Genomic DNA, 24,448 nt, shown 5'->3' on the forward strand with positions numbered 1-24,448 from the left:
CTATTGGACTGATTGGACAAAGTCTTTATATACGACGGCGTTCCCCAATAAGGACGATTAGATGAGTTCCCTTGACGACGCTGTGGGGCGCCGGCGCACTTTCGCGATCATCGCGCACCCGGATGCCGGTAAGACCACTTTGACCGAGAAGCTGCTCCTGTTCGGGGGCGCAATTCAGATGGCCGGTGCCGTTAAGGCGCGCGGACAGCAGCGGCGTGCCCATTCCGACTGGATGAAGGTCGAGCGCGAGCGAGGCATTTCCGTCGCCTCGTCGGTGATGACCTTCGATTACGGGAACAACACCTTCAACCTGCTCGACACGCCAGGCCATGAAGATTTCTCGGAGGACACCTACCGGACCCTGACGGCCGTCGATAGCGCCATCATGGTGATCGACGGCGCGAAAGGCATAGAGGAGCAGACCCTCAAACTGTTCGAGGTCTGCCGCCTGCGCGACGTCCCGATCATTACCTTCGTCAACAAGATGGACCGCGAGGCACGGGACAGTTTCGAGCTGCTGGATGAAATCGAGCAGAAACTGGCTCTGGATGTGACGCCGGCAAGCTGGCCGATCGGCATGGGGAAAGCCTTCAAGGGGTGTTACGACCTGCTGAACGACAAGCTGATCCTGATGGATCGCGGCAGCCACGATGCACCGGACCAGGGGCTAACCTGCAACGGGCTGGACGATCCGAAGCTGGATGAATTGCTGCCGGCTTCCGCCGCAAAACAGCTCCGCGAGGAAGTTGAGATGGCGCGCGGGCTGTGCCCGGATTTCGATCCGGAAGCATTCCTCGGCGGCAGCATGACGCCGGTCTATTTCGGCAGTGCGGTGAACAATTTCGGCGTTCGGGAACTGCTTGGCGGCGTTGCGCGCTACGCTCCGCCGCCGCGTCCGCAGGCGACGAAAACGCGCGAAGTGACGCCGGCGGAGAAAAAGGTCTCGGCATTCATCTTCAAGATCCAGGCAAACATGGATCCGAAGCATCGGGATCGCATTGCCTTCGCCCGGATCTGCTCCGGCCATTTCAAACGCGGCGCCAAGCTGAAGCATGTCCGCAGCGGCAAGCTGATGAACATCCACAATCCGGTGATGTTCCTGGCCCAGGACCGTGAAATCGCGGACGAAGCCTGGCCGGGCGACATCATCGGCATCCCGAACCACGGCAATCTGCGGATCGGCGATGCACTGACCGAGGGCGAGGATCTCCAGTTCAACGGCATTCCGAGTTTCGCGCCGGAACTACTGCAACGGGTTCGGCCGACCGACCCTCTGCGGGCGAAGCATCTCGAGAAGGCAGTGGTCCAGCTGGCGGAAGAGGGGGCTGCGAAGGCCTTCAAGACCCGGATCGGCGGTAGCTGGATTGTCGGCGTGGTCGGTGCGCTGCAATTCGAAGTGCTGGCGGACCGGATTCGCACCGAGTACGACGTGCCGGTGAGTTTCGAGACGGCCGGACTGTATACGGCGCGCTGGCTGGAAGCCGAAGACCCGGCGGAACTTAAGAAGTTCATCGAGGCGAACCAGGGCGATCTGGCCGACGACCACGACAACATGCCGGTCTTCATGGCCCGCAATGGCTGGCACCTACAGCACACGGCCGAGAACTGGCCGAAGATCAAGTTCCTGAAAGTGAAGGAGCAGATGGCCTAGGCGCATCTGCTCCCTTGGTCCCGTCGCGACGGGACGTACTTATGAGCGTAGATCTTAGTGAGAACGCCAGGCCTGCCACCGGTCCTGGATCTGAAAGCCCCAATAGGCGCACTGGGCAATCAATGGGCCGAGTGGGCCACCAGCGAAATCGAGGCCGAAGGGGGCGAACAGCTTATAGGTCTCGTCATCCTCAGCAATGGCCTTTGCCACGACCTCTCCACCGGCCGTGGTGGCGCACATGCCGTGCCCGCCATATCCCTGATTATACCAGACACCCGGTTGCAGCTGTCCGATCTGGGGCATCTTGTGCACCGAATAGCCCATAGTCCCGGGCCAGGCGACTTCGGCCCGAATACCCTCGAGTTGGGGATAGATCTTCAGGATATCGCCAATCATCTTCTGCCTCAGATTACGCGGCGACAGATTGGAGCTGACACGTCCGCCCCATAGCAATCTTGTATCGGGCAGGGCACGGTAATAATCGCCCGCGAGGCGGCTATCCGACGTCGCATAGGGCGCTTTGATGGCATCTCGCAGCCGGTCGCCAAGCGGCTCTGTAAGGACCACATAGGTCCCGACCGGCAATGTCGCCCGGGACAGCTTCGGATGCAGGTGGCCGATATAGCCCGAACAGCAGATCACAACCTGATTGGCCGTCACGCTGCCAGTCGCCGTGTCGATCCGTTTTTTGTCCGTGCTGAGGTCCATGTGAGTTACGGCACTGTTCTCAAAGATTGTTGCTCCCAGACCGGTGCAAGCATCTGCGATACCGTTGGTGAAGTTCAGGGAGTGAAACTGAAACGCCGTCGGGTCCAGTAGGCCCTCGTGGTACCGCTCAGTGCGGTAGAGTTCCTTCATCTCCTCGCGGCTTTTGAATTCCAGTCCAAGATCGAACCGCTTGTTCATCTTCTCAGCACTGGCTTTCAGGCCATCGGCATTCCGGTACCAGGACGCCTTCATAATCCCGTCCTGCATCGGCCCGGCATCGATGCCGTATTGATCAAGCCGTGAACGGATGAGGGTGAGGGCATCGAGGCTGAGGCGCATAAGCGCATCTGCATCCTCGCGACCCACGACAGATTCAATACCGTCCGACCCTAGGCTGTACCCGGCACTGACAAAACCGCCATTACGGCCTGACGCACCCCAACCGACCCGTTGAGCCTCAAGGACGACAACTTTCTTTCCCCGCTCGGCAAGCCCCAAGGCCGTAGCGAGGCCTGCCATGCCGCCTCCAACGACGCAGATATCGCAGTCAAGATCATGCGCGAGGGTAGGGCGCGAGACGGGAGCTTTCAGAGTCCGGCCATAATAACTGTCCACGTAACCTGATCCGCGTCGCTCCAAACCAGTCATTCCCGTTTCCATTTCTAATCTGAAGTTCGCGAGACGGATTCCGAATAGAAACCGACGCCCTTGCTTTGCCTTGCATTGAATTATCGCTCTTATAATCGCTGAGCGTCAGCGCCGGTCAATCGCCCTTCTGTACGGTTATCGGCATAAATTGTCCGCCGCCAACCCATCAAAAACAGCAAAGGACCGGAGGTGGCTTTTGGTTGGCCCGATTTTTTCTATGAAATTCTTTTTAATTTTTAGAAGGAAATCAGCGCATTAGCGGGGCAAAACAGCATCATACCTAATGGTGACACTCATTCGTAACGTCATTTGCTGATTAAGCTTTACAATTAGAAACCATTTTGATGGAATAGCATCAGTTCGAAAGAAACTGCTCATGCGATGCGGAGACAAACCATGACCGTACAGACACTTCGACGCTCTGCCCTGAAGATCGATACGGCTGATATCGGCATCGGCGCATCCGCCGAAACCGTACGGTCGGGCTATCTAGAACTGACCTCGATGCTTGACCGGCTGCATCGCCGGTACCTCGACGTGGTTCGTGTTGAACTCGAATCCATGGGGATCAACAATATCAACCCGTCACAAGCATTGATGCTTGTCGGCATTGGAGACGAGGATATCCCTGTCCGGGATCTTATCCATCGCAAAGGCTATCAGGCCTCGACCGTCTCTTACAACGTCAAGAAGCTTTCCGAATACGGATATCTGGAGCAGGAACGCGCGGCGCACGACCGGCGGTCAGTGCGCCTGCGATTGTCTCCCAAGGGCAGGGACATCGTCACCCGTCTCCGGGACCTGGAAGCCCGTCACATGGAATTCAGCAACGGCCGCAGTGAACTTCTGCGCGGTATGGAAAATGCGACCTCCACGCTGCGCCAGCTGGACCAGATCTGGGCCGAATACATTACTTTCGGATAAAATTCCCCCTACATCCGAAAAACTGCCGAACGCGTCGCTCTTGAGCGGCGCGTTCTGTTTTTGGTGCAGGCTGATATCAGCTGGTCGCCGCCCGAAGAGCCGCGCGGGCGAGTGTTCTTGTCGAATCCAGTGTCGGGAGAACGCTGTTCTCGTCACTGATGATCAGCGGTATCTCCGTGCAGCCGAGAAGAATCGAATCCGCGCCGCGCTCTTTCATGCGTTCGATAAGCGCCTGAAAGTAGGATATCGAGCCCGAAAGGAAACGGCCTGGAACGAGCTCTTCCATGATGATCCGGGAGATTTCGATAATCTCTTCCGGATCAGGCCGGATCCAGTCGATGCCAAGCGCTTCAAGTTTCTCCGGATAGACATCGCTCTCGACCAACCATCTGGTGCCAAGCAAACCGACTTTTCGGAATCCATGCTCCCGGGCGAAAGCCGCGGATTCTTCTGCAATATGCAGCCATGGAAGCGGGTATCGCTCCGCCACATAGTCGAATGCCTGGTGAATGGTGTTATCCGGGCAAATCAAGAAATCCGCCCCGGCGCGTTCCAGTCTTCGGGCGGAATCGAGCATCAACTCCCCGACGCCGCTCAAATCCCCTGCTTCGAGGCAGCTGACATATTTCGAAAGTGGCGGCGTGTGCATCGTGATGTCGGGATGCTCGTGCGCACCAAGCAGGGCCGCTCCTTCCGCGCAGATGGTCCGGTAGCAGAGCGCCGCACCTTCGGCCGAGCAACCAACAATTCCTATATGCTTCATCGGTTTATACGCCGGACCTTAAAGTTCTCCAGTCACCACATAACGCAATACCGCAGCAACCTGCGCCGGCGTTTCCGCAACGGCTAACGCCGCGCCATCGACTTCTTTCAGCGGGTGCGTCAGCGACGGATCATGCTGGACGATGAGCGGCTTTCCGAGTGCGGCTGCATATCCCGCGTCGAACGCTGCATTCCACTGTTTGTATTTGTCGCCGAACCGGACAACAACGATGTCGGCGCGCTCGATCAGGGTGCGGGTCCGGATCGCATTGACCTTGGCGCCCTTGTGATCGGCCCAGAACGGCTTTTCCTCGCTGCCGAGAATCGACACACCGCAATCGTCGCTGTTTTCGTGAACCGTTACCGGTGCGGTGAAGCTGATTGGCAATCCCGCAGCTTTCACCGCTTCTTCAATTTCCGCGCGCCAGTCCGTGTGAATTTCACCAGACAAATAGACTTCAAGATCAGTCATCGAACCCTCCTACAGAACAGACCGCACTTGATATCCCAGTTTGCCGATTTCTCACAGTCCGCAACTTTGCGGAATACCTGAGGGCGATTTCGGAACGCGCGCTCTTCAATGACAAGGTAAGAAGAAAAAGTACTTTTCAGGGTTTGGGGATCGTGACCGCCGGTCAGCTCTTATGCCCGGTTCGCCGAACCGTAATATGCACACCTCTGAATTCGGAATCAGCCAATGTGTAGAAACATTTACCAAATTTTATCAAAGGTATGAAAACGTTCAGTGCATTAAGCACTGGAGAGACAGCTCATGCGGCCATATGCGACGCTTTCTGCGGTAATGATGCTCTTGCTGCAACTCGCAGCCTGTGGCGATCCCGAAGTTATTCGTGTCGGTTTTATCGGCGGCCTTGAAGGAAGGGCATCCGATATTGGTATCGCGTCACGGAACGCGGTCCAGATGGCCGTCGACGAAAAGAACGAAGCCGGAGGGATCAATGGACGCCAGATCCAGCTTCTCGTTCGCGATGATCTTGGGACGTCGGAAGGCGGAGCGGAAGCTGCTCGATCCTTGATCGCTGAAGGGGTAGACGCGATCATAGGTCCCAATCTCAGTGTTGTTGCAGGCGGCATGCTCCCGGTGATCAATGAGGCCAAGATCGTAACTGTCACCCCGACCGTTTCTTCCCTCGCCTTTGTCGGCAAGAACGATCATTTCTACCGTATAGGCTCATCGACCCGTCAATTTGCGGAAGCTTACGCAAGATACTGCATTGATGAGGGCTATCGAAAAATCGCCCTTGCGCTTGATGGCCGAAATCGGCTTCTTACCTTGAGCTGGAGTAGTGAATTCGACAAGGCCTTCACCAGACTTGGCGGCACACTCGTGGCGTCGCACCAGTTCGACGCCACAGTTGGCGGCGTATTCGCAACGAAACTGTTGAGCACCGGATCAGATGCACTGATTTTTATTGCCAACGGTGTCGATGCTGCTCAGCTTACCCAGCTGATACGAAAACAGGATCGTGCAATTGCACTCCTTGCTGGGGAATGGGCTGCTTCGGAAAGCCTCCTCACTCTCGGTGGGACCGCAATCGAGGGCCTGGTTCTTCTGCAACCCTACGATCTGAACGATGTGTCGGCGCATTATATTCTCTTCAGGGACTCTTACATAGAGAGGTTCCGCTCCGAGCCGGGATTCTCCAGCATCGCCGCTTATGACGCTGCGACGGTTCTGTTTTCCGCACTCACTGATCAAGTGGAGGATGGGACTCTGAAAAGATCGATGGATGCGCTTGACACAATTAAAGGCCTGCAACAGGACGTTGATTTTGACAGTTTTGGAGACAGCGTCCGGGAGCTTGTGTTCGTGACGGTCCAAAATGGGGAATTCATTCGCAAATGAAGCCCCCACGGGTACTCTCGCTGCGTGTCGCACTTTCTCTTTTGTTTGTCTTTACATCTCTGGTCGCTCTGGTGATCGTCGGTTCGATCACACTTGCCATTCGCTTGCCGCAGAGCGCCGAGGAAAACCGAACGATAACCAAAGAGTCCGCGACGGAGATGGTGGCGCGTCGAGGAGTATTTGCATTCTACCCGAACAGGTCGTCAGTCCAAGTGCCGGAATATTTACTAAATTTTATTATAAGTATGAAAGCGTCCAGTTGATTAAATACTGGAGAGACAGCTCATGCGGCCATACGTAACGCTATCTGCGGTAATGATTCTCTTGCTGCAACTCGCTGCCTGCGGCGATCCCGAAGTCATTCGGGTAGGCTTTATCGGCGGCCTTGAGGGAAGGGCATCCGATATTGGCATCGCGTCACGAAATGCTGTCCAGATGGCCGTCGACGAAAAGAACGAAGCCGGAGGGATCAACGGACGCCAGATCCAGCTTCTCGTGCGCGATGATCTTGGGACGTCGGAAGGTGGAGCAGAGGCAGCGCAATCCTTGATCGCTGAGGGCGTAGAGGCAATTATTGGCCCCAACCTCAGTGTTGTTGCAGGCGGCATGGTTCCGGTCATCAACGAGGCCAAGATCGTATCGATCACCCCGACGGTTTCTTCCCTCGCCTTTGTCGGCAATAACGATCATTTCTACCGTATAGGCTCATCGACTCGTCAATATGCTGAAGCCTACGCGCGATACAGCATTGATGTCGGGCACCGAAAAATGGCCACTGCGCTTGACGGAAGAAATGCGCTCTTTTCCTCAAGCTGGCAGGATGAGTTTGAAAGGGCTTTTACCGAACTAGGAGGCACGCTCGTTGCCTCGTTCCAGTTTGACAGCACTATCGGCGGAGAGTTTTCCCGCGCGGCGACGACCCTTTTGGCATCGAAGCCGGACGCAATGATTTTTATCGCCAACGGCGTAGATTCTGCGCAGCTCACCCAGCAGGTCCGAAAACAGGATAAAGAAGTAGAGCTCATGGCCGCGGAATGGGCTGCTTCGGAAAGCCTTCTCACTCTTGGCGGTGCCGCGATTGAAGGGCTTCTCCTACTGCAAACATATGACCGGTATGATGAGACCGCACATTACGTTGCATTCCGGGATGCTTATAAAGCCAGGTTCCGCTCCGATCCGGGTTTTTCAAGCATCGCGGCTTATGACGGCGCGACAGTTTTGTTTTCCGCTCTTCAGGAGAGGGGGGACGATGAGACCATGAAATCGTCAATGGATGCGCTTGGTACAACCCAGGGCCTGCAACAGAAAGTGACGTTCGACGGTTTTGGAGATAGTGCGAGGCAGCTTGTTTTCGTTACCGTTCAGAAAGGGAAATTCATCCGGAAATGAAGATCCCGAAAGTCCTTTCTCTGCGCGTCGCGCTCTCTCTTTTATTCGTCTTCACGCCTCTGGTTGCTCTCGTAATCGTCGGATCGATCACGCTGGCTATTCGCTTGCCTCAGATCGCTGAGGAAAACCGATCAATAGCCAAAGAGTCGGCGGCGGAGATGGCCGCTCGAGTCGAGGAATACCTGCGTTCTCTTGAGCATCGCCTGAAGGTTCTGGCCGCAGCTGTTGACAATGTCCCAGAGCAGGAAATCTATTTTTTGCTGCAAACGGCCCGCGGCGATGGCTTCGACGCCATTTATCTAGTCGACGATCAGGGCCTCCTCGTCGATGCTAGCGTAAAAAATTACAGCACTGAATATATTGAAGAAATCGTCGGAATCGATATGTCCGGCAATAAACTGTTTCGCACAGTTTCCGAGACTCAAAAGCAGGCGTGGAGTGACACCCAATTATCCTCCATATCGGGGATCGTAACTGTCGGCGTCGCTGTCCCTCTGAAAGGAAGCAATAAAATCATCATTGGAGAGGTACCTCTCGATCAGATCGTCTCCATAAGCCAATTTTCGCGTAGCGACAGGCAGCTTGATCTCTGGATCGTGGATCGCCTCGGTGAAGTTGTCGCAGATACAAGAATTGCGCGTTCGGGACGGCATAATCTTCTGCATCTGCCAGTCGTTCAGGCGGGTTTGAATGGAACGCTCATGCCGGAGGAACTTTCCTACGATGGGCGGGATTACTTCGCGTGGGCCGAGTTTTCTGACTCACTTGGGTGGCTCTTCGTCAGTCGAATTCCGCGTGGTATGGATAATTCCGCGACCCAGGACCTTGTCGCCATCATCGTCACGGGTTTCATCTCCACCTCGATCATCGGAGCGCTATTGGCCCCGCTCTGGGCGCAGACGATGACAAGCACCGTGAAGTTGGTTATCGAGCGTGCCCGTCTGGTCGCTTCCGGTCGCCAGCCCGAGACCTGGCCGACCGGTACAATCAAGGAGTTCAATCAGCTTTCCGGTGACCTCGAAGCCATGGCCGACGCGCTCGTCAGTCGGGAGCAGGCCCTGAAGGAGATGAATGAAGAGCTTGAGAACAGGGTCCAGAGGCGCACGCAGGATCTGGCCGCGACCAACTCGGATCTTTCCGAAGCGCTAAGCAATCTGCAGATGACGCAGAATGAGTTGATCGAGGTTGAAAAACTGGCTGCTCTCGGACGTCTGGTCGCTGGCATAGCACATGAACTGAATACACCTCTGGGAAACAGCAAGCTTAGCTTGTCCGCCCAAAATCAAGAGATCCAGAGTTTCAACAGTTTGATGGAAAAGGGGCTGCGCAAGTCCGATCTTATGAAGTTCCTGAAGCGAATCCAGGAAACGACCTCGATGGCCTCCATGAATGTCGAGCGTGCCTGTGATCTGGTAGCAAACTTCAAGCAGGTGGCAGTCGACAGGACGACATCTTTTCGCCGGGCGTTCCGTTTGCATGAGTTGGTATCAGCGACGGTGCTGACATTGCAGCCTTCCATAGCCAAAAATATACGTGTCGTGATTGAGGATATTCCCGAGCGGCTCGAAATTGACAGCTACCCGGGCGAGCTGGGGCAAATCATTACCAATCTTGTAGACAATGCCTCAAAGCATGCGTTTCCGGACACATCGGGCAGCATCCATATTTCCGTTACCGAGGCTGATGCGGGGATGATTCAGATTTCCGTTCGGGATGACGGGATCGGAATGGAGCCGGACGTCTCGGAAAAGATCTTCAATCCTTTCTACACAACCAAATTCGGTCAGGGCGGGACCGGTCTCGGGCTGCATATATCGTACAACGCCGCAACAAACGTGCTCGGCGGCAGCCTGACGGTCAAGAGCACACCAGGCGAAGGAACAAACTTCAACCTCCTGATCCCTGTCGTAGCTCCATTGCAGGAAAATGAAGCCTCCAGTAACGAAAAGGCCCCGCCAGTTCCGGCTTGAAAGCTGACATTTTCAACATGATGCTTTTTCGCCCCCCTCCGGGTTCGATTGACATTCCGAAACCAAATGCTGAAATTGAACTGTCACATACGATGGCATCGCAACCCCAACGCGGGACGGCGTCCCGATAGCAGGGATGCTAAGAAGAATGCCACGGATGAGACGGGAGGATTTGGCAAAACAGAGAACGGCCTGATGCAACGGAGGAAATCCGGAGCATGCGCCGTTTCGCTTTTCGGGGGACTGATATGACACTTCTTTCGCGCCGCCAGGTTCTGGCAACGCTGGCCGCTCTCAGCGCCATCTCAACGCTGCCGTCGGGACTCGCCAACGCGGCAGGCAAAATCAAGGTCGCGGGCATCTATACCCAGCCGATCCAGCAGAAATGGGATGCGCGCCTGCATCAGGCTCTTGAGGCCGCAAAGGCCGCTGGCAAGATCGAGTATTCCTTTTCGGAAAAGGTCTCCAATACAGACTATATCCGCGTGCTGCGCGAATATGCCGAAAGCGGTGTTCAGCTGATCGTCGGCGAGGCCTTCGGCATCAGCCGCGAGGCTCGCAAGGTGGCCGACGAATATCCGAACGTCGCCTTCGTTATGGGTGATCCCTTCAAGCCGCACGGCAGCAATTTCTCCGTTTTCGATAACTATATCCACGAGCCGTGCTACCTGATGGGTATCATCGCCGGTAGCATGACCAAGTCGAAAAAGATTGGCATGGTCGGCGGTTATCCGATCGGCGAGGTGAACCGGTTGTTCCATGCCTTCATGGCTGGCGCCAAGTCGGTCGATCCGGCGATCGAATTCAAGGTCACCTTCATCGGCTCCTGGTACGATCCGCCGAAGGCCAAGGAAGCGGCGTTCGCCCAGATCGAATCCGGCGTCGATATCCTTTATGCCGAACGCGCCGGCGTGGTCGATGCGGCTCGCGAAAAAGGCATCCTCGCCTTTGGCAATGTGAATGACATGAACAAAGAAGAGAATGGCACGGGCGTGGTCGTGACTTCCGCCTTGTGGCACATGGAAAGTGCGATCGATTACGCCATCGAGCAGGTCAAGGCAGGCAGCTTCAAAGCCGAGGACTACAAGGAATGGACCATGATGCAGAAGGGCGGCGCCAGCCTCGCCCCGTATTATGAGTTCGAGGATAAAATCCCGGCGGAAGCAAAAGCCAAGGTCGCCGAGCTTTCCAAGCAGATCATGTCCGGCGATTTCGTGGTCGAGATCAACGACAACGAGCCTAAATCCACGTTCTGATCCGTTGGGATGTCACGCACGTGACCCATAAATCTGTCTCAGTGATGCCCCTGTTATCCTTCAGGGGCATCACCAAGCGTTTCGGCCCGCTGGTCGCAAACGATGCGATATCGCTCGACCTCAATCAGGGCGAGGTCCTGGCTCTGCTGGGCGAGAACGGGGCCGGAAAAACGACTTTGATGAACATCCTCTTCGGGCATTACGTAGCCGAGGAGGGCGAGATCATGGTGGATGGCGCGCCGTTGCCTCCCGGCTCGACCGACGCGGCTATCCAGGCCGGTATCGGCATGGTGCATCAGCATTTCACCCTTGCCGAAAACCTGACGGTGCTGGAGAACATCACCCTCGGCACCGAGCCGCTTTTTGCCTGGCGCCGCGATATCAAGGCCGCCCGGGCCAAGATCGAGAAAATGGCTTCCGAGTATGGATTGCATGCCGATCCGGACAAACCGGTCAGCGAACTCTCGGTCGGTGAACGGCAGAGGGTAGAGATCCTGAAGGCTCTCTACCGTGACGCCCGTATTCTCATTCTGGACGAGCCGACGGCGGTTCTGACGCCGCAGGAATCGGAAAGCCTTTTCGTGACTCTGAAGAAGCTGACGGCCAAGGGCCTGGCTGTCATTTTCATCTCCCACAAGCTGAACGAGATCCTCAATCACACGGACCGGGTGGTGGTGCTGCGCCGGGGTGCCGTCGCCGGGATCGTCACGACGTCCGATGCAGATCGGGCCGGATTGGCGCACATGATGGTGGGCGAGGAAGTGAACCGGCCGAAAGCGACTGCAATGACACCGGGCGATGCGGTTCTGCGCCTGGACCACGTCTCATGCCGCGCGGATAGTGAAGCGCAGAGCCTGAAAGAGGTCAGCCTCGAAATCCGGGCGCATGAGATCATCGGACTTGCCGGTGTCGCGGGCAATGGTCAACGCACGCTCGCGAACCTGTTGTCCGGCCTTACAACAGCCGAGACCGGCGACGTCGAGATCCTTGGCGGACCGGGCGTGGCCGATCCGACGGAACTTGTCCGGCGTGGTGTCGGCCGTATTCCCGAGGATCGGCACGCTACCGGCGTGGTTGGTGAAATGCCGCTCTGGGAGAACCTGATCAGCGAGGACCGGCGCGGATCCGAAATTGCCCGCGCTGGCTTCGTCATCGACAAGGGCAGGGCCGTGCGGCGAACAAACCGCCTGATCGAGGAATTCGATATTCGTTGTGAAGGCCCGGAAGCAGAAACGCGTTTGTTATCAGGCGGCAACATGCAGAAGCTCATCCTAGCGCGCGTGCTGTCGAAGGGGCCACGCTTCATCATTGCGAACCAGCCGGTCCGCGGTCTGGACGAGGGGGCCATTGCCTATGTCCAGAGCCGCTTGCTGCAGGCACGGGCCGACGGTGCCGGTATTCTGTTGATCTCCGAGGATCTGGACGAACTCTTCGCCCTCAGCGACCGGATTGCCGTCATGTATCACGGCCGGCTGACCGCGCCACAGGATACGGAAAGCCTGACAATTGGCGATGTAGGCCTGCTGATGTCCGGGCATGGAGCGGAGGCCGCGCATGCGCATTGAGACACGGGAAGATGTCGCGCTCTGGCGCGTGATAATGGCGCCGCCCCTCGCGGTTCTGGCGGCACTGGTACTCGGCGCCGGGTTGATCATCTGGGCGGGAGAGCCGGTGCTGGCCTCCTATTGGGCTTTGCTGAAGGGATCGCTCGGCTCCAGCTTTGCCCTGAATGAAACGCTGACACGGTCCACGCCGCTGATCTTCACGGGATTAGCTGCAGCTGTCGCCTTCCGGGCGAAATTCTACAATATCGGCGCCGAAGGGCAGCTCTATTGCGGCGCTCTGGCCGCGACCTTCTTCGGCACCGGCATGATTTCCCTGCCGCCTTACCTGATGATCCCCTTTCTGATGCTGGTCGGCGCCATGGCCGGCGGCGCCGTCCTGATCGTGCCGGTTCTGCTGAAGACCCACATGAAGGTCGACGAGGTGGTGACGACGCTGCTGCTGAATTTCGTCATCCTGCTGCTGGCCGGATATCTGCTTGAGGGGCCGTGGAAGGACCCGATGTCACTCGGCTGGCCACAGGCCGCCCCCATCGTGGATGAAGGCATTTGGCCGCCGCTGTTGGCCAAGGGGCGCCTGCATCTCGGCTTTATCTTCGCGCTCGTCGCCGCATTGCTTGCCTGGGCCCTGATGCGCTTCACCGTCTGGGGATACGAGATCCGCGCCGTCGGCCTGAACGCCTCCGCCGCCGGTTTCGCCGGCATCGGCGTGAATGCAACGGTGATCCGTACCGCTTTGATATCAGGCGGTCTTGCGGGTCTCGCCGGGGTTAGCGAAGTCGCCGGGCTCAAAGGCTACCTCACGCTCGATCTCTCACCGGGCTTCGGCTATGCGGGGATTGCCGTCGCCATGCTCGCGCAATTGCATCCGCTCGGTGTCATTCTTTCGGCCTTCTTCATCTCGGCCGTCTATGTCGGCGCCGATGCGATGAGCAGGTCGACCGATATCCCGACCTACATTGCGGACGTGCTAGTCGGCCTGTCGGTGTTGACCATTCTGGTCAGTGTCATGCTGACCCGTTACCGCATCCGCTGGAATTGAGGCAATGATCGGCGACATCCTCGAAATTCTCCTCACCGCCGGCTTCTGGGCCGCCACGATTCGGATCGTCAGCCCATTGATCCTCGGCACACTTGGTGAGCTGATCTGCGAGCGGGCAGGAGTCCTCAATCTCGGTATTGAAGGCATCATGACCATGGGCGCCATGGCCGGGTGGATGTGGGTCTTTCAGGGCGGGGATCTGTGGGGCGGTATTGTCTTCGCCGCTTTTATTGGTGCGCTGTTCGGCTTGTTTCACGCGAGTTTCACGGTCTATCTCGGGCTATCCCAGCACGTGACGGGGATAGGTATCACGCTGTTTGCGTCTTCGCTCAGCTACTACGTCTTCCGCATGCTGCTGCCGGATGCGACGACACCACCGAAGATCGTCCCGTTCCAGCCCTATGCCATTCCCGGCCTTTCCGACATTCCGGTGATCGGTGAAGCGCTGTTCAGCCAAACGCCGCTGACTTATCTGGCGCTGCTTTCGGTTCCGGCCGTCTGGTACGTGCTGGAACGCACCCCGCTCGGACTCGCCGTACGCATGGCAGGGGAAAACCCGGTCGCCGTCGAGTCACAGGGCATTGATGTGCTGGCGGTGCGGACCGGCGCGGTCATGGTCGGCAGCGCCTTCATGGCCGTCGGCGGTGCCTTCATCACCATGAGCGCCTTCGACGCCTTTTATTTCGGCATGATCAACGGCCGTGGCTGGATCTGCGTCGCGCTGGTGATCTTTGCTTCCTGGCGCCCGGGCAAGGCGCTGCTCGGCGCATTGCTGTTCGCCGGGCTCGACGCTCTGCAGGTCCGTGCGCAGCAGCTTGCCGGCGCGCAGATTCCTTACCAATTCTTCCTCATGGCGCCTTATGTGCTCTCCATTGCTGCAATGGTGATCATGTCCCGGCGGGCCCTTTACCCGAAAGCGCTGCTGGTCCCGTTCCGGCGGGGCGACCGCGTTTAACGAAAGCCTGACTTATGCTCGATATTCTGATCACGAATGCCACACTGCCAGACGGCCGCACGGGTCAGTCCATCGCCATTCAGGGCGACCGCATCGTCGAGGTCGGCCCGGCTGTTACAGGTGATGCTAGCAGGGTGATCGATGCGGGCGGCTGTCTCGTGACGCCGCCTTTCATCGACCCGCATTTTCATCTGGATTCGACCCTCAGCCTCGGTGAGCCGCGGTTGAACCAGTCTGGCACCCTGCTGGAAGGTATCCAGCTCTGGGGTGAGCTGAAGCCGCATCTGACCGGAGACGCGATCAAGCAAAGGGTGCGGGAACTGGCGCGCTGGTCCATCGCCAAGGGTACGCTCGCCATTCGCAGCCACGTCGACACCTCCGACCCGCGTCTGCTGAATGTCGACGCCCTGATCGAGGTACGGGAAGAACTGAAGCCCTATATCGACATCCAGCTTGTCGCTTTCCCGCAGGACGGCTATTTCCGCTCGCCGGGCGCGGCGGAGAACCTCGCCCGCGCGCTCGACAAGGGCGTGGATGTCGTCGGCGGTATTCCACATTTCGAGCGCACCATGGAAGACGGCGCCCGTTCTGTCCGCGCGCTCTGCGAGATTGCCGCGGAGCGCGGCCTACGGGTCGATATGCATTGCGACGAGACAGACGATCCAATGTCGCGCCATATCGAAACACTGACGGCGGAGACAAAACGGCTCGGGCTGGAGGGCAGGGTCGCAGGCTCGCACCTGACCTCCATGCACTCGATGGACAATTACTACGTCTCCAAGCTGCTGCCGCTGATGGCGGAAAGCCAGATGCACGCGATCCCGAACCCGCTCATCAACATCACCCTTCAGGGCCGCCACGACAGCTATCCGAAGCGCCGGGGCATGACCCGGGTGAAGGAAATGACCGCCTCCGGAATCAATGTCGCGCTCGGCCATGATTGCGTCATGGACCCCTGGTACAGCCTTGGTAGCCACGACATGCTCGAGGTGGCCCACATGGCTGTGCATGTCGGCCAGATGACCGGCGTTGATGAGATGAAGGCCATGTTTGCGGCCGTCACCGAAAATTCGGCGAAAGCGATGGGGCTGGAAGGTTACGGAATCTCGAAAGGATCAAATGCTGACCTGGTAATCCTGCAGGCGGGTGATGCGATGGAAGCCATCCGCTTGAAACCGAACCGGCTGTTCGTCATCCGCAGGGGCCAGGTGATTGCCGAAGCGCCGCCGCAGATGAGCACGGTCAGTATTGGCGGCGAGAGCCATCAGGTCGATTTCCGGCGGTCTTAGCGTAACTCCGCGTCGAGCGCTACGAAGAGCCGATCCACATCGGCCGCGTCATTGAAGAGATAAGGGCTGATCCGCAGCGCGCCATTACGGAAGGCTACATAAACACCATGTGCCGCCAGCCGAGCCGCGAGATCTTTCGGCCAGGCCTCATCCCGGTAAAGCCCGATGAAATGCCCGATGCGGCGGGCTATCGGCGGGCAGGTGAAGCCGCGCTCCTCAGCCTTTTCGGCGATCACATCGACAAGCTTGACCAGATAGCCGTGTATCGCCTCTGGCGTCCATTCGGTGATCTGCTCCAGCGCGGAAACGCACATCGGCATGTGGATCATGCTGTCCGCCGCCCCCATGTCGAAGCGCCGAGCATTCGGCTTCAGGCGTCCACCAAGGCCGCTGCCGGTCTCCATCGACGGCGCGTCGATCCGCGAAGCGTGGTTTAGCTCCAGAGGCATGCCGGACTGGTGCTTGGGGGAGACATACATGAAGCCCATCATGTCCGGGCAGAGCAGCCATTTGTAGCCGGAGGCGACGATGAAATCCGCCGGAACAGTTTCAAGGTTAAGCGGTTTTACGCCGAGCGACTGGGTCGCATCCACGACCAACGGTATCCCGCGCCTCACGCATTCCGTCGCGATCGGTTCCAGATCGACAAGCGCCCCGTCGCACCAGTGACAGTTCGGTAACGCGACGATCCCCACACCGTCGTCCAGTGCCTCCAGAACCGCACCGGTCCAGTCAAAATCCGCGCCGCGCGGGACATAGCGAATTCCGCCGCCTGACCGCTCCGCCAACCTCTGCCACGCATAAACGTTCGACGGGAATTGCGCCTCGAGCACCAGCACATCCTGCCCCGGCGCCAAAGTCAGATTGGCCGCGGCGGAAGCAATTCCGTAACTCGTTGAAAAAACAATCGCGACATCGTCCGCCGTGGCGCCCAGTAAACCGCCAAACAACTCTCGGCAGCGCTCCATCTCCGCCGGCAAGGCCGCACGCTCGGCGATCCATGGCTGCCGCTTGCGCATGAGGCCCCGTTCACCAGCGGAGAAACTCGCCATGAGGCAAGGAGACTGGCTGGCCGTGTTGAAATAAGTCAGGCCGGTAGGCAGATCGAACAGATCCCGTTTGCAGGTAATGGGCATAAGAGGTTCTCCATTGGGATTATGCGCAAATTGCCTTCCAGCTGGGCGCCGGATAGCACACTGCACAGAATGAATTCTTATCTCAAGCACAGCCATACTTGGCAGCAGCATGCCGTTCCGCTAAGCAGCGATGCAGCCTGCAGGCATCTACGAGGATTCCAATGACCGTCTACGACTGTTTCATGTTCAACAATGAGCTCGACATACTTGAGCTTCGCCTACGCGAACTTGACGATGTTGTTGACCGGTTCGTCCTGGTTGAAGCGGCGGAAGCCCATAGCGGTATCGCCAAGCCGCTGCACTACGACGAGAACAAGGCTCGGTTCGCCCGTTGGGCAGATCGCATCACCCATATCGAGATCGGCTCGTTTCCGTCGAACCTGGATGCATGGGGCAAGGAAAACGCCCAGCGCAACGCACTCTCCTACGGATTGAAAAATATAGCGGACGATGATCTCGTCATCATTTCAGATGTCGATGAAATTCCGCGCGCATCTGCCATCAGAGAGGTCCTGACCCGCAGGGACGTGGATGTGATCGGCCTGCAGCTCACCCATTTCAATCTCCGTCTGAACTATATGCAGCGCGACGGTGCCGATCCTGTCTTTGTCTGGCCCGTGGCGGCATGGGGACACGCTTTCAAACGGAGTAGTCCACAAAAATTGCGGGATTTCAGGCTCATCTTGAAAATCAAGATGTTGAAAAACCAGCTCGATTCAAACCTTGCGGTTCTCGAGCATGCAGGCTGGCATTTTTCTTATATTGGTGATGATGAGCATGTCCGCCTGAAACTTGCGAGTTTCGCCCATCGGGAATTTGCCGTGTCAGAGGTGCTTGAAACTCTTGGTGTCGAAGCAGCAATGCACCGGGGAATGGATATTCTTGGCCGCGACGGATTTCGCTGGATCGGGGTTGCCTTGAACGAATACTTCCCCGAAGAAATCAGGAAAAATCCGGACAGGTATACATCAATGCTGCTCGCCCCGTGCCGCTACGAGATCAATGTGAAGGCGGTGCCGGAGACAGGGCTCATGGTTCTCAATCGGATCAGAACCGAGCCATAACCGAGAGTGAACTCGGAAAATCTAACTTGAATTCCGAAAAGCGGTATGGCGGATGGGGTGGGATTCGAACCCACGAGACGGTCTCCCGCCTGCCGGTTTTCAAGACCGGTGCCTTCAACCGCTCGGCCACCCATCCGCAATTGGCATTTCGATATTGCTGCAGGGCATCGCCCGAAAAGCAAAATAACCTCAAATGCCGCCCCGCTAAAACGAGCGAGGACGGGTGTCTATACGCAACCCCGCCGCGCCCTGCAACAGAGAACAGGTGAACAACGCTGAGTTCCTGAATTTTCCAGGCGGCGGCTTCGCGTTTCCTGCCTCTCATACGGCTTGTCGGACGGCAAACGGGGATATCCTTACGTTCAGAATAGAATTGATCAATCGTCCGAATTAATACTACATATACAGGCCGCTAATCATACTTCGAAGACGCAACGGGAATCGATGTCAATGCCTCAGAAGGTTCATCGCGGACGGAATCTCACCCAGGAAACGACGGCGGCACTGCGCGCTAAAATCGCCGCTGGGCCCATGAAAACGGGCGATAGGCTGCCGACTGAGAAAGAACTTGAAGCCGAGTATGGTGTCAGCCGCACCGTTATCAGGGAGGCTGTTGCGGTTCTGAAAGCCGACGGTTTGGTCGAGCCAAGACGCGGCGCCGGTATTTTCGTCCGTGACCCGAACGGTACCCGGAACAGGGGGATGGCGTCATTCCTGTCTGGCGATGTGCACAGCACGCTCGACCTTCTCGAACTACGCATGGCCGTCGAGATAGAGGCTGCCGGCCTCGCTGCCACACGGCGCAGCCTGTCACAGGATGCCCGGATCCGAGAGAACCTGAACCAGTTCGAGCGCGCGGTGGAGAGTGGTGCGTCCTCTGTGGCGCTCGACGCTGCTTTTCATCTCGCCATCGCCCAAGGCACCAACAACGAGCTGTTCGCGACGTTTCTGAACTCACTCGGAAAACGCGCCATTCCGCGCAACACGCTTTCGGAACAGGACCGCGAGCGGTTGATTGATAAAAGCTATCTCGAACGCGTGAACAAGGAACATCGCGCAATCGCCGACGCAATCTCCGCCGGCGATCCGGACGCTGCCCGGCTCGCCATGCGCGACCATCTCAGCGGCAGTATCTCGCGATACCGTAAAACGCTTTCCTCATAAGGCGCTAGTCCCTCTAGCTGAACCGGAAATCAGGAGATGGACATGAACACCACGGTCGAATGCGTCCTCGATGCCAAGGCCACACTCGGTGAAGGCGCTGTCTGGGACGCTCAATCGAGTGCGCTCTGGTGGGTGGATATTGCCGCGCCGTCCCTGCACCGGTTTCATCCCGGGACGAAGAAAAATCAAACCTGGTCAATGCCGTCTGCCATCGGGTGCGTGGCGCCTCGCCGGTCGGGCGGTGCGATTGTAGGGCTGGAAGAGGGATGGTGCGCCTTCGATCCTGCCGATGGCTCTATTCGCCTGCTGAACGATATGGCGCCGGGACTTGCCACACATCGCTTTAACGACGGAACGGTCGATCCGGCGGGCCGTTTCTGGGCCGGTACGATGCCGAAAAGCGGTCCGCGCGACGCTGCGGCGGGAGAGGCAGGTGACGGCACCCTGTTTTGTCTGGATGTGGACGGGAGCTGCCGGGCAGTCCTGGACGGGCTCTATATCCAGAACGGGCTCGCTTTTTCGCCCGACGGAAAGCGGATGTATCTCTCCGACAGCTACAAGCCGATCCGGACAATCTGGGTGTTCGATTACGACCTCGAAACCGGAACACCTTCGAACCGGCGCACCTTCTTCGACACGAACGCCGTGGCCGGACGCCCGGACGGCGCGGCGATGGATGCGGAGGGTTGTTACTGGATGGCAGGCATTGACGGCTGGCAGATCCTCCGGTTGACGCCCGACGGAACAATTGACCTGACCATTCCGGTTCCCGTCGAAAAACCCACATGTCTCGCCTTTGGTGGCCCACGACTGGAGCAGCTTTACATCACCAGCATGGGGGACGGCCTGATCAGCCCGGGAACCGAAGACCGCCAGCCCCAGGCCGGTGGTGTTTTCGTTTGCGAGCCAGGTGTTGTGGGATACGCACCGCCAGCCTGCGGGGCCTGACCTGAGACCGTTCAGCCTTCGATAAGGCGCGGTAATGTCAGCGAAATTGCAGGAATAAAGGTCGTCAGCATAAGCGCGACAAGAATAGCCGCGTAGAACGGCCAGATCGTCCGTACGGCGCGTTCGATCGGAACCTTGCCGACCGCGCATCCGAGGAACAGACATGCCCCGACCGGCGGTGTGCAGAGCCCCAATCCCAGATTCATCATCAGGATCATGCCGAACTGCACCGGGTCCATGCCGAGCGAGATCACGACGGGCAAAAAGATCGGGGTGCAGATCAGGATCAGCGCCGCCATGTCCATGATCATGCCGAGCACAAGCAGCATGAGATTGATCATCAGCAGGATGGCTATCGGGTTCTCGGTGACTCCGGTCATGAACTCGATCATGCGGCTCGGGACCTGATAGAACGTGAGCATATAGGCGAACGCCGTCGCCGAGGCGACCAGGATCAGCACCATCGATGTGGTGCGGACCGAATTGAGCACGGCTGTCTTGAAAGCTGTCCAGCTCAGGGAGTGGTAGACGATCATCGTCACCGCAAAAGCGTAGAGCGTTCCGAATGCCCCTGACTCGGTGACGGTGAAAACACCGGAGAGCACGCCGCCGACAATAATGACGGCGGTGAAGAGCCCGGGTAGGGCTGTGATGAAGCTGATGAACAGGGAATATAATCCCGGGAAGGGTTCAACCCCGTACCCTCTGCGGACCGCGATGATATAGGCCGCTGCCGCCAGGCAAAGACACATCAGGACGCCAGGCAGAACCCCGGCCAGGAAAAGTTGCGAAATTGAAATGCCGCCGCCTGCGGCGATAGCGAACAGGATCATGTTGTGGGATGGCGGCACCAGAATGCCGGCAATCGACGACGTCACAGTAACATTCACCGCGTAATCATCGTCGTAGCCCTTTTCCTTCATCACCGGGATCAGGATCGAGCCAAGCGCCGAGATATCCGCGACGGCCGACCCGGAGATGCCTCCGAACAGCATGGAGGAAAAGACATTCACCACACCAAGCCCGCCACGTACCCAGCCAACGGCTGCGGATGCGAGCCGGACGAGCCTGATGGCGATGCCGCCGTGAAACATCAGCTCCCCAGCGAAAATGAAGAAGGGGATTGCCATCAGGGAGAATACATTGATGCCCGAGATGATGCGCTGGAAGGCAACGACCAGCGGCAGTCCTTCGATGAAGAATGCTGTCACGGCGGCAACAGCCAAAGCGAAAGCCACGGGCACGCCGATGACGACGCATACGGCGAATACGCCGAGCAGAATGAGAAGTCCCATTTGAATATCCCGATCAGCGCGGAGAAGAAGAGGGTGGCTCGCGGTTCAGGAAGAACCGGATCAGATGACCTGTCGAATAGATCAGACACGCCGCCCCGCAGAAGGTCAGCGGTATAGCGCGGAGCCCTTCGGGAACATGGATGAGCGGGATCTGCGTGCTCCATTTGAACAGGACCAGTTTATAGGTCTGCACCATCATGACTGCTCCGAAGGCGGCCATAATCATGTGGACGAGGAAATCCATCGCGCGCTGCAGTGGACGAGGCGCTATATCCCGAAAAAACGAGACTCCGAGATGGGATCTTTCATGGATGCCTGTCGAGGCTCCGACAAAACCGATCAAGGCGACCAGAAGCAGGGCGACCTGCTCGACCCAGGTCGGCGTTGCGTTAAGCACGTAGCGACCGAACACAAGCCAGCCGAACATCACGGTCAAAACGACCATGGCTATCCCGGAAACCCAAAGACTCACGCGGCAGAGCGTATCCAGCCCCAGGAAGAACAGCCGCACCATGGGGGGAGCATTAAGTGTTGTCGTGCGGGCGTCGGCCTCTGGGCCATTCTGATGTATGGAGCTCATCTGGAATCCCGGCTCGAAAAGTGCCGCATGCGGCACGCAGCTTGACGAATGTCAAAAAGAGCCGCCGGAAAGACCCGCATCTGTGAGTCATTCCGGCGGCCACGGGACAGGAGTTTTTACTGCGTTGCCTGGATGGCAGCGACGAGCGGCTTCAGTTCCTGATTACTTTCCAGGAACTTCTCAAAAACGGGCTTCATGGCATCCTGGAATGCCGCCTTGTCAGCCACATCGTTGAACTTCACACCAGACTTCATCACCATTTTTCGGCTGGCCTCTGCCCGCTCCGCCCACAGCTTGCGCTGCAGTTCAGCGGACTCGCGTGCGGCGGCCTTTACTGCGGTTTTATCCGCGTCGGAGAGACCGTTATAGACGTCGGCATTGATGCAGACGCATTCCGGAATAATCAGGTGCTGGGACAGGGAGTAATAGCCAGCGACCTCGAAATGGCCGGTCGACTCATAGGAGGGCCAGTTGTTCTCGGCTCCGTCGACAACCCCGGTCTTCAGCGACTGATAAACTTCGGAGAAGGCCATCGGAGAAGGGTTACCGCCGAGTGCGGCAATCATCCCGGAATAAAGATCGTTATTCATCACCCGAACCTTCATGCCCTTGACGTCCTCGGGCTTATTGATCGGATGTTTAGAATTGTAGAAGGAGCGGGCGCCGGAATCGTACCAGGCAAGCGCGATCATGCCTTTTTTGGCCATACCGGCACTGATCTGATCGCCTGGCGCCCCGTCCATGGCCCGATGCATATGGTCCATGTCCTTGAAAATGAAGGGCAGGGAGACGACGTTGGCCTCCGGCGCGACGGGACCGATCGGTCCGAGATTGAAGTTCCCTATCTCAACGCCGCCGATGCGCAGCTGCTCGATCGCATCCGGCTGGTTTCCAAGGACGCCGGAATGGAACATTTTCAGCGTATGACGCCCGTCGGTCTTTTGCGCCAAGAGTTCGGCGAACTTGTCCATCGCGACCGTATTGGGATATCCGGGCTTGTGGATGTTCCAGCCTTTCCATTCAGCAGCTTCAACACTGCCGGAAACACCCGCCAGCAAAGCGACGGCAAGCGCGGTTGATCCGATTTTGTGGATGATCGACATTTTGTATTTCCTCCCTTTTTGGCCCGGCTGTGTACCCGGGACCAATGCACCGCTGGTTTGTTTTTTCTTGTGCGGTGCGTGTTGCCGGAATGCGGCGCTTGATGCGCCGTCTATAATCCTTGGATAAGTATGCCTCCTTTTTGCAATTGGTCAATCTATCGACGAATGAATCTTACTTCTAAGCAGCGGCGGCCATGCCGCAGGATTCGATAACCGCGACAAGGTCTTCGACATCCTTGTCAGTCGCTGCGGAAAGAGGAGGGCGGACCGGTCCGGCATCCCGGCCGACAGCGCGTAATCCGCCCTTGATCAGACTGACCGGATACCCTGGAACCCGGTCGCGTATATTCGCGAATGGGTAGAAGAATGATTTCAGGATGGCGTCCATTGCAGCGCGGTCTCCGGACCGCATTGCCGCGTAGAACTCTAGGGCCAGTTCCGGCACAAAGTTGAACACGGCCGAGGAATAGGTACTGAACCCTGCGGCATCATAAGCTGAGGCGAACAACTCATGGGTCGGCATCCCGCCGACATAGACCAGCCGGTCCCCAAGCATGGTGCGGATCCGGGTGACGAGGTCGAGTTCGCCGACCCCGTCCTTGAAGCCGATCAGGTTAGGACACTCTTCCGCCAAACGGGCGACGCTGTCGGCGGTGAGCACGGAGGTCGCGCGGTTGTAGACCACCACGCCGATTGAAACCGATTGGCAGACGGCTTTGACATGCGCCATTTGCCCGGCCTGGGTTCCTGCCATCAGATAAGTAGGCAGCAACAACAGGCCGTCAGCGCCCGCAGCTTCCGCGGCCCGTGCGTCGGCAATGGCTCGGACCGTATTCACGCCACATCCGGCAACGACCGGGGAGCGTCCGTCTGCTGCTTCAACGGCAGCGCGGATGATGGCCGGAAACTCGTCCTGGCCGATGGAAAAATACTCTCCGGTTCCGCCAGCGGCAAACAGCGTCGCCGCATCGTAAGTGGCCAGCCAGGAAACATGATCCTGATAGGGTTTGGGCGCGAATTTCAGTTCGTCATCAAAATGCGTGACTGGAAAGGACAGAAGGCCGGTAGCCATGCGGGCCTTGAGCTCCTGCGGTGAAAGAGACACGGTAATTCTCCCGATACGGGTTGATAAGAG

At 57.8% G+C, this 24,448-nt stretch carries 21 protein-coding genes and 1 tRNA gene; 13 read left to right on the top strand and 9 right to left on the bottom strand.

What is annotated here, in order from left to right; genetic code table 11:
• The first annotated feature begins 61 nt into the window (after window positions 1-61).
• On the top strand, window positions 62-1,651 hold the full coding sequence (locus VOI22_RS04950) for a peptide chain release factor 3 (RefSeq protein ID WP_323795451.1): 1,590 nt from the start codon (window positions 62-64) through the stop codon (window positions 1,649-1,651).
• A gap of 54 nt (window positions 1,652-1,705) precedes the next feature.
• Here VOI22_RS04950 and VOI22_RS04955 read toward each other — a convergent pair whose 3' ends face one another.
• Window positions 1,706-3,019 (bottom strand): FAD-binding oxidoreductase, encoded by a 1,314-nt coding sequence (locus VOI22_RS04955; protein WP_323795452.1) that lies wholly within the window; start codon window positions 3,017-3,019, stop codon window positions 1,706-1,708.
• A gap of 384 nt (window positions 3,020-3,403) precedes the next feature.
• Here VOI22_RS04955 and VOI22_RS04960 point away from each other — a divergent pair, with 384 nt between their 5' ends.
• Window positions 3,404-3,931 (top strand): MarR family transcriptional regulator, encoded by a 528-nt coding sequence (locus VOI22_RS04960; RefSeq protein WP_323795453.1) that lies wholly within the window; start codon window positions 3,404-3,406, stop codon window positions 3,929-3,931.
• A gap of 76 nt (window positions 3,932-4,007) precedes the next feature.
• On the opposite strand, the gene VOI22_RS04965 is transcribed toward VOI22_RS04960, so the two are convergent.
• Together VOI22_RS04965 and VOI22_RS04970 are read right to left on the bottom strand one after the other, a co-directional pair.
• Entirely contained in the window at window positions 4,008-4,694 is a 687-nt protein-coding gene (locus VOI22_RS04965; protein WP_323795454.1) for an aspartate/glutamate racemase family protein, read from the bottom strand.
• An 18-nt stretch (window positions 4,695-4,712) separates the two neighbouring features.
• Window positions 4,713-5,165: a YtoQ family protein gene (locus VOI22_RS04970; protein WP_323795455.1), complete on the bottom strand. Its 453-nt coding sequence runs from the start codon at window positions 5,163-5,165 to the stop codon at window positions 4,713-4,715.
• Window positions 5,166-5,465: 300 nt separating this feature from the next.
• Between VOI22_RS04970 and VOI22_RS04975 the strand changes: the two genes are divergently transcribed.
• The 8 genes from VOI22_RS04975 to VOI22_RS05010 all read left to right on the top strand — a co-directional run bounded on the left by VOI22_RS04975 (window position 5,466) and on the right by VOI22_RS05010 (window position 16,023).
• The gene (locus VOI22_RS04975; protein ID WP_323795456.1) at window positions 5,466-6,560 is read left to right on the top strand and encodes an ABC transporter substrate-binding protein; all 1,095 of its coding nucleotides are present in this window, start codon (window positions 5,466-5,468) and stop codon (window positions 6,558-6,560) included.
• Between the two features lie 285 nt (window positions 6,561-6,845).
• The gene (locus VOI22_RS04980) at window positions 6,846-7,949 is read left to right on the top strand and encodes an ABC transporter substrate-binding protein (protein ID WP_323795457.1); all 1,104 of its coding nucleotides are present in this window, start codon (window positions 6,846-6,848) and stop codon (window positions 7,947-7,949) included.
• A complete protein-coding gene (locus VOI22_RS04985; RefSeq protein ID WP_323795458.1) occupies window positions 7,946-9,919 on the top strand; it encodes a sensor histidine kinase in 1,974 nt (657 codons plus the stop codon). Before VOI22_RS04980 ends, VOI22_RS04985 begins: the two co-directional genes overlap by 4 nt.
• Window positions 9,920-10,167: 248 nt before the next feature.
• Window positions 10,168-11,175, top strand: coding sequence for a BMP family protein (locus VOI22_RS04990; RefSeq protein WP_323795459.1), 1,008 nt, complete (start codon window positions 10,168-10,170; stop codon window positions 11,173-11,175).
• Between the two features lie 20 nt (window positions 11,176-11,195).
• Window positions 11,196-12,740, top strand: a complete 1,545-nt coding sequence (locus VOI22_RS04995) for an ABC transporter ATP-binding protein (protein WP_323795460.1) — start codon at window positions 11,196-11,198, stop codon at window positions 12,738-12,740.
• Window positions 12,730-13,779: an ABC transporter permease gene (locus tag VOI22_RS05000; RefSeq protein ID WP_323795461.1), complete on the top strand. Its 1,050-nt coding sequence runs from the start codon at window positions 12,730-12,732 to the stop codon at window positions 13,777-13,779. Before VOI22_RS04995 ends, VOI22_RS05000 begins: the two co-directional genes overlap by 11 nt.
• A 4-nt stretch (window positions 13,780-13,783) precedes the next feature.
• Window positions 13,784-14,734, top strand: coding sequence for an ABC transporter permease (locus VOI22_RS05005; protein WP_323795462.1), 951 nt, complete (start codon window positions 13,784-13,786; stop codon window positions 14,732-14,734).
• A gap of 14 nt (window positions 14,735-14,748) precedes the next feature.
• Entirely contained in the window at window positions 14,749-16,023 is a 1,275-nt protein-coding gene (locus VOI22_RS05010; protein WP_323795463.1) for an amidohydrolase family protein, read from the top strand.
• Here VOI22_RS05010 and VOI22_RS05015 read toward each other — a convergent pair.
• Entirely contained in the window at window positions 16,020-17,159 is a 1,140-nt protein-coding gene (locus tag VOI22_RS05015) for an aminotransferase class V-fold PLP-dependent enzyme (RefSeq protein ID WP_323795464.1), read from the bottom strand. The genes VOI22_RS05010 and VOI22_RS05015 overlap by 4 nt on opposite strands.
• 98 nt (window positions 17,160-17,257) lie before the next feature.
• Here VOI22_RS05015 and VOI22_RS05020 point away from each other — a divergent pair, with 98 nt between their 5' ends.
• Window positions 17,258-18,223, top strand: coding sequence for a hypothetical protein (locus VOI22_RS05020; protein WP_323795465.1), 966 nt, complete (start codon window positions 17,258-17,260; stop codon window positions 18,221-18,223).
• Window positions 18,224-18,269: 46 nt separating this feature from the next.
• Here the strand turns inward: VOI22_RS05020 and VOI22_RS05025 are convergent.
• Window positions 18,270-18,359 (bottom strand) — tRNA-Ser (locus tag VOI22_RS05025).
• Window positions 18,360-18,673: 314 nt separating this feature from the next.
• Here VOI22_RS05025 and VOI22_RS05030 point away from each other — a divergent pair.
• Both VOI22_RS05030 and VOI22_RS05035 read left to right on the top strand, forming a co-directional pair.
• Window positions 18,674-19,387: a FadR/GntR family transcriptional regulator gene (locus VOI22_RS05030; RefSeq protein WP_323795466.1), complete on the top strand. Its 714-nt coding sequence runs from the start codon at window positions 18,674-18,676 to the stop codon at window positions 19,385-19,387.
• A gap of 42 nt (window positions 19,388-19,429) precedes the next feature.
• Window positions 19,430-20,335, top strand: coding sequence for an SMP-30/gluconolactonase/LRE family protein (locus tag VOI22_RS05035; RefSeq protein WP_323795467.1), 906 nt, complete (start codon window positions 19,430-19,432; stop codon window positions 20,333-20,335).
• A gap of 11 nt (window positions 20,336-20,346) precedes the next feature.
• Here VOI22_RS05035 and VOI22_RS05040 read toward each other — a convergent pair whose 3' ends face one another.
• From VOI22_RS05040 to kdgD, 4 genes are all read right to left on the bottom strand, one after another.
• Window positions 20,347-21,630: a TRAP transporter large permease gene (locus VOI22_RS05040; protein ID WP_323795468.1), complete on the bottom strand. Its 1,284-nt coding sequence runs from the start codon at window positions 21,628-21,630 to the stop codon at window positions 20,347-20,349.
• Window positions 21,631-21,643: 13 nt separating this feature from the next.
• Window positions 21,644-22,210 carry a TRAP transporter small permease gene (locus VOI22_RS05045; protein ID WP_323795469.1) on the bottom strand — a complete coding sequence of 189 codons (567 nt, stop codon included), beginning with the start codon at window positions 22,208-22,210 and terminating at the stop codon, window positions 21,644-21,646.
• 116 nt (window positions 22,211-22,326) lie between these two features.
• Window positions 22,327-23,313, bottom strand: a complete 987-nt coding sequence (locus VOI22_RS05050; RefSeq protein ID WP_323795470.1) for a TRAP transporter substrate-binding protein — start codon at window positions 23,311-23,313, stop codon at window positions 22,327-22,329.
• A 178-nt stretch (window positions 23,314-23,491) separates the two neighbouring features.
• Complete coding sequence (gene kdgD / locus VOI22_RS05055) at window positions 23,492-24,418, bottom strand: 5-dehydro-4-deoxyglucarate dehydratase (protein ID WP_323795471.1); 927 nt, start codon at window positions 24,416-24,418, stop codon at window positions 23,492-23,494.
• Between the last annotated feature and the right edge of the window lie 30 nt (window positions 24,419-24,448).

The organism is Nisaea sp. (assembly GCF_034670185.1).
GTDB lineage: Bacteria > Pseudomonadota > Alphaproteobacteria > Thalassobaculales > Thalassobaculaceae > Nisaea.

What these genes read in the sequence shown, in the direction of transcription:
- VOI22_RS04950 (WP_323795451.1), top strand. Translation starts at nt 62, where the DNA reads ATGAGTTCCCTTGACGACGCTGTGGGGCGCCGGCGCACTTTCGCGATC.
- VOI22_RS04955 (WP_323795452.1), bottom strand. Translation starts at nt 3,019, where the DNA reads ATGGAAACGGGAATGACTGGTTTGGAGCGACGCGGATCAGGTTACGTG.
- VOI22_RS04960 (WP_323795453.1), top strand. Translation starts at nt 3,404, where the DNA reads ATGACCGTACAGACACTTCGACGCTCTGCCCTGAAGATCGATACGGCT.
- VOI22_RS04965 (WP_323795454.1), bottom strand. Translation starts at nt 4,694, where the DNA reads ATGAAGCATATAGGAATTGTTGGTTGCTCGGCCGAAGGTGCGGCGCTC.
- VOI22_RS04970 (WP_323795455.1), bottom strand. Translation starts at nt 5,165, where the DNA reads ATGACTGATCTTGAAGTCTATTTGTCTGGTGAAATTCACACGGACTGG.
- VOI22_RS04975 (WP_323795456.1), top strand. Translation starts at nt 5,466, where the DNA reads ATGCGGCCATATGCGACGCTTTCTGCGGTAATGATGCTCTTGCTGCAA.
- VOI22_RS04980 (WP_323795457.1), top strand. Translation starts at nt 6,846, where the DNA reads ATGCGGCCATACGTAACGCTATCTGCGGTAATGATTCTCTTGCTGCAA.
- VOI22_RS04985 (WP_323795458.1), top strand. Translation starts at nt 7,946, where the DNA reads ATGAAGATCCCGAAAGTCCTTTCTCTGCGCGTCGCGCTCTCTCTTTTA.
- VOI22_RS04990 (WP_323795459.1), top strand. Translation starts at nt 10,168, where the DNA reads ATGACACTTCTTTCGCGCCGCCAGGTTCTGGCAACGCTGGCCGCTCTC.
- VOI22_RS05000 (WP_323795461.1), top strand. Translation starts at nt 12,730, where the DNA reads ATGCGCATTGAGACACGGGAAGATGTCGCGCTCTGGCGCGTGATAATG.
- VOI22_RS05005 (WP_323795462.1), top strand. Translation starts at nt 13,784, where the DNA reads ATGATCGGCGACATCCTCGAAATTCTCCTCACCGCCGGCTTCTGGGCC.
- VOI22_RS05010 (WP_323795463.1), top strand. Translation starts at nt 14,749, where the DNA reads ATGCTCGATATTCTGATCACGAATGCCACACTGCCAGACGGCCGCACG.
- VOI22_RS05015 (WP_323795464.1), bottom strand. Translation starts at nt 17,159, where the DNA reads ATGCCCATTACCTGCAAACGGGATCTGTTCGATCTGCCTACCGGCCTG.
- VOI22_RS05030 (WP_323795466.1), top strand. Translation starts at nt 18,674, where the DNA reads ATGCCTCAGAAGGTTCATCGCGGACGGAATCTCACCCAGGAAACGACG.
- VOI22_RS05035 (WP_323795467.1), top strand. Translation starts at nt 19,430, where the DNA reads ATGAACACCACGGTCGAATGCGTCCTCGATGCCAAGGCCACACTCGGT.
- VOI22_RS05040 (WP_323795468.1), bottom strand. Translation starts at nt 21,630, where the DNA reads ATGGGACTTCTCATTCTGCTCGGCGTATTCGCCGTATGCGTCGTCATC.
- VOI22_RS05045 (WP_323795469.1), bottom strand. Translation starts at nt 22,210, where the DNA reads ATGAGCTCCATACATCAGAATGGCCCAGAGGCCGACGCCCGCACGACA.
- VOI22_RS05050 (WP_323795470.1), bottom strand. Translation starts at nt 23,313, where the DNA reads ATGTCGATCATCCACAAAATCGGATCAACCGCGCTTGCCGTCGCTTTG.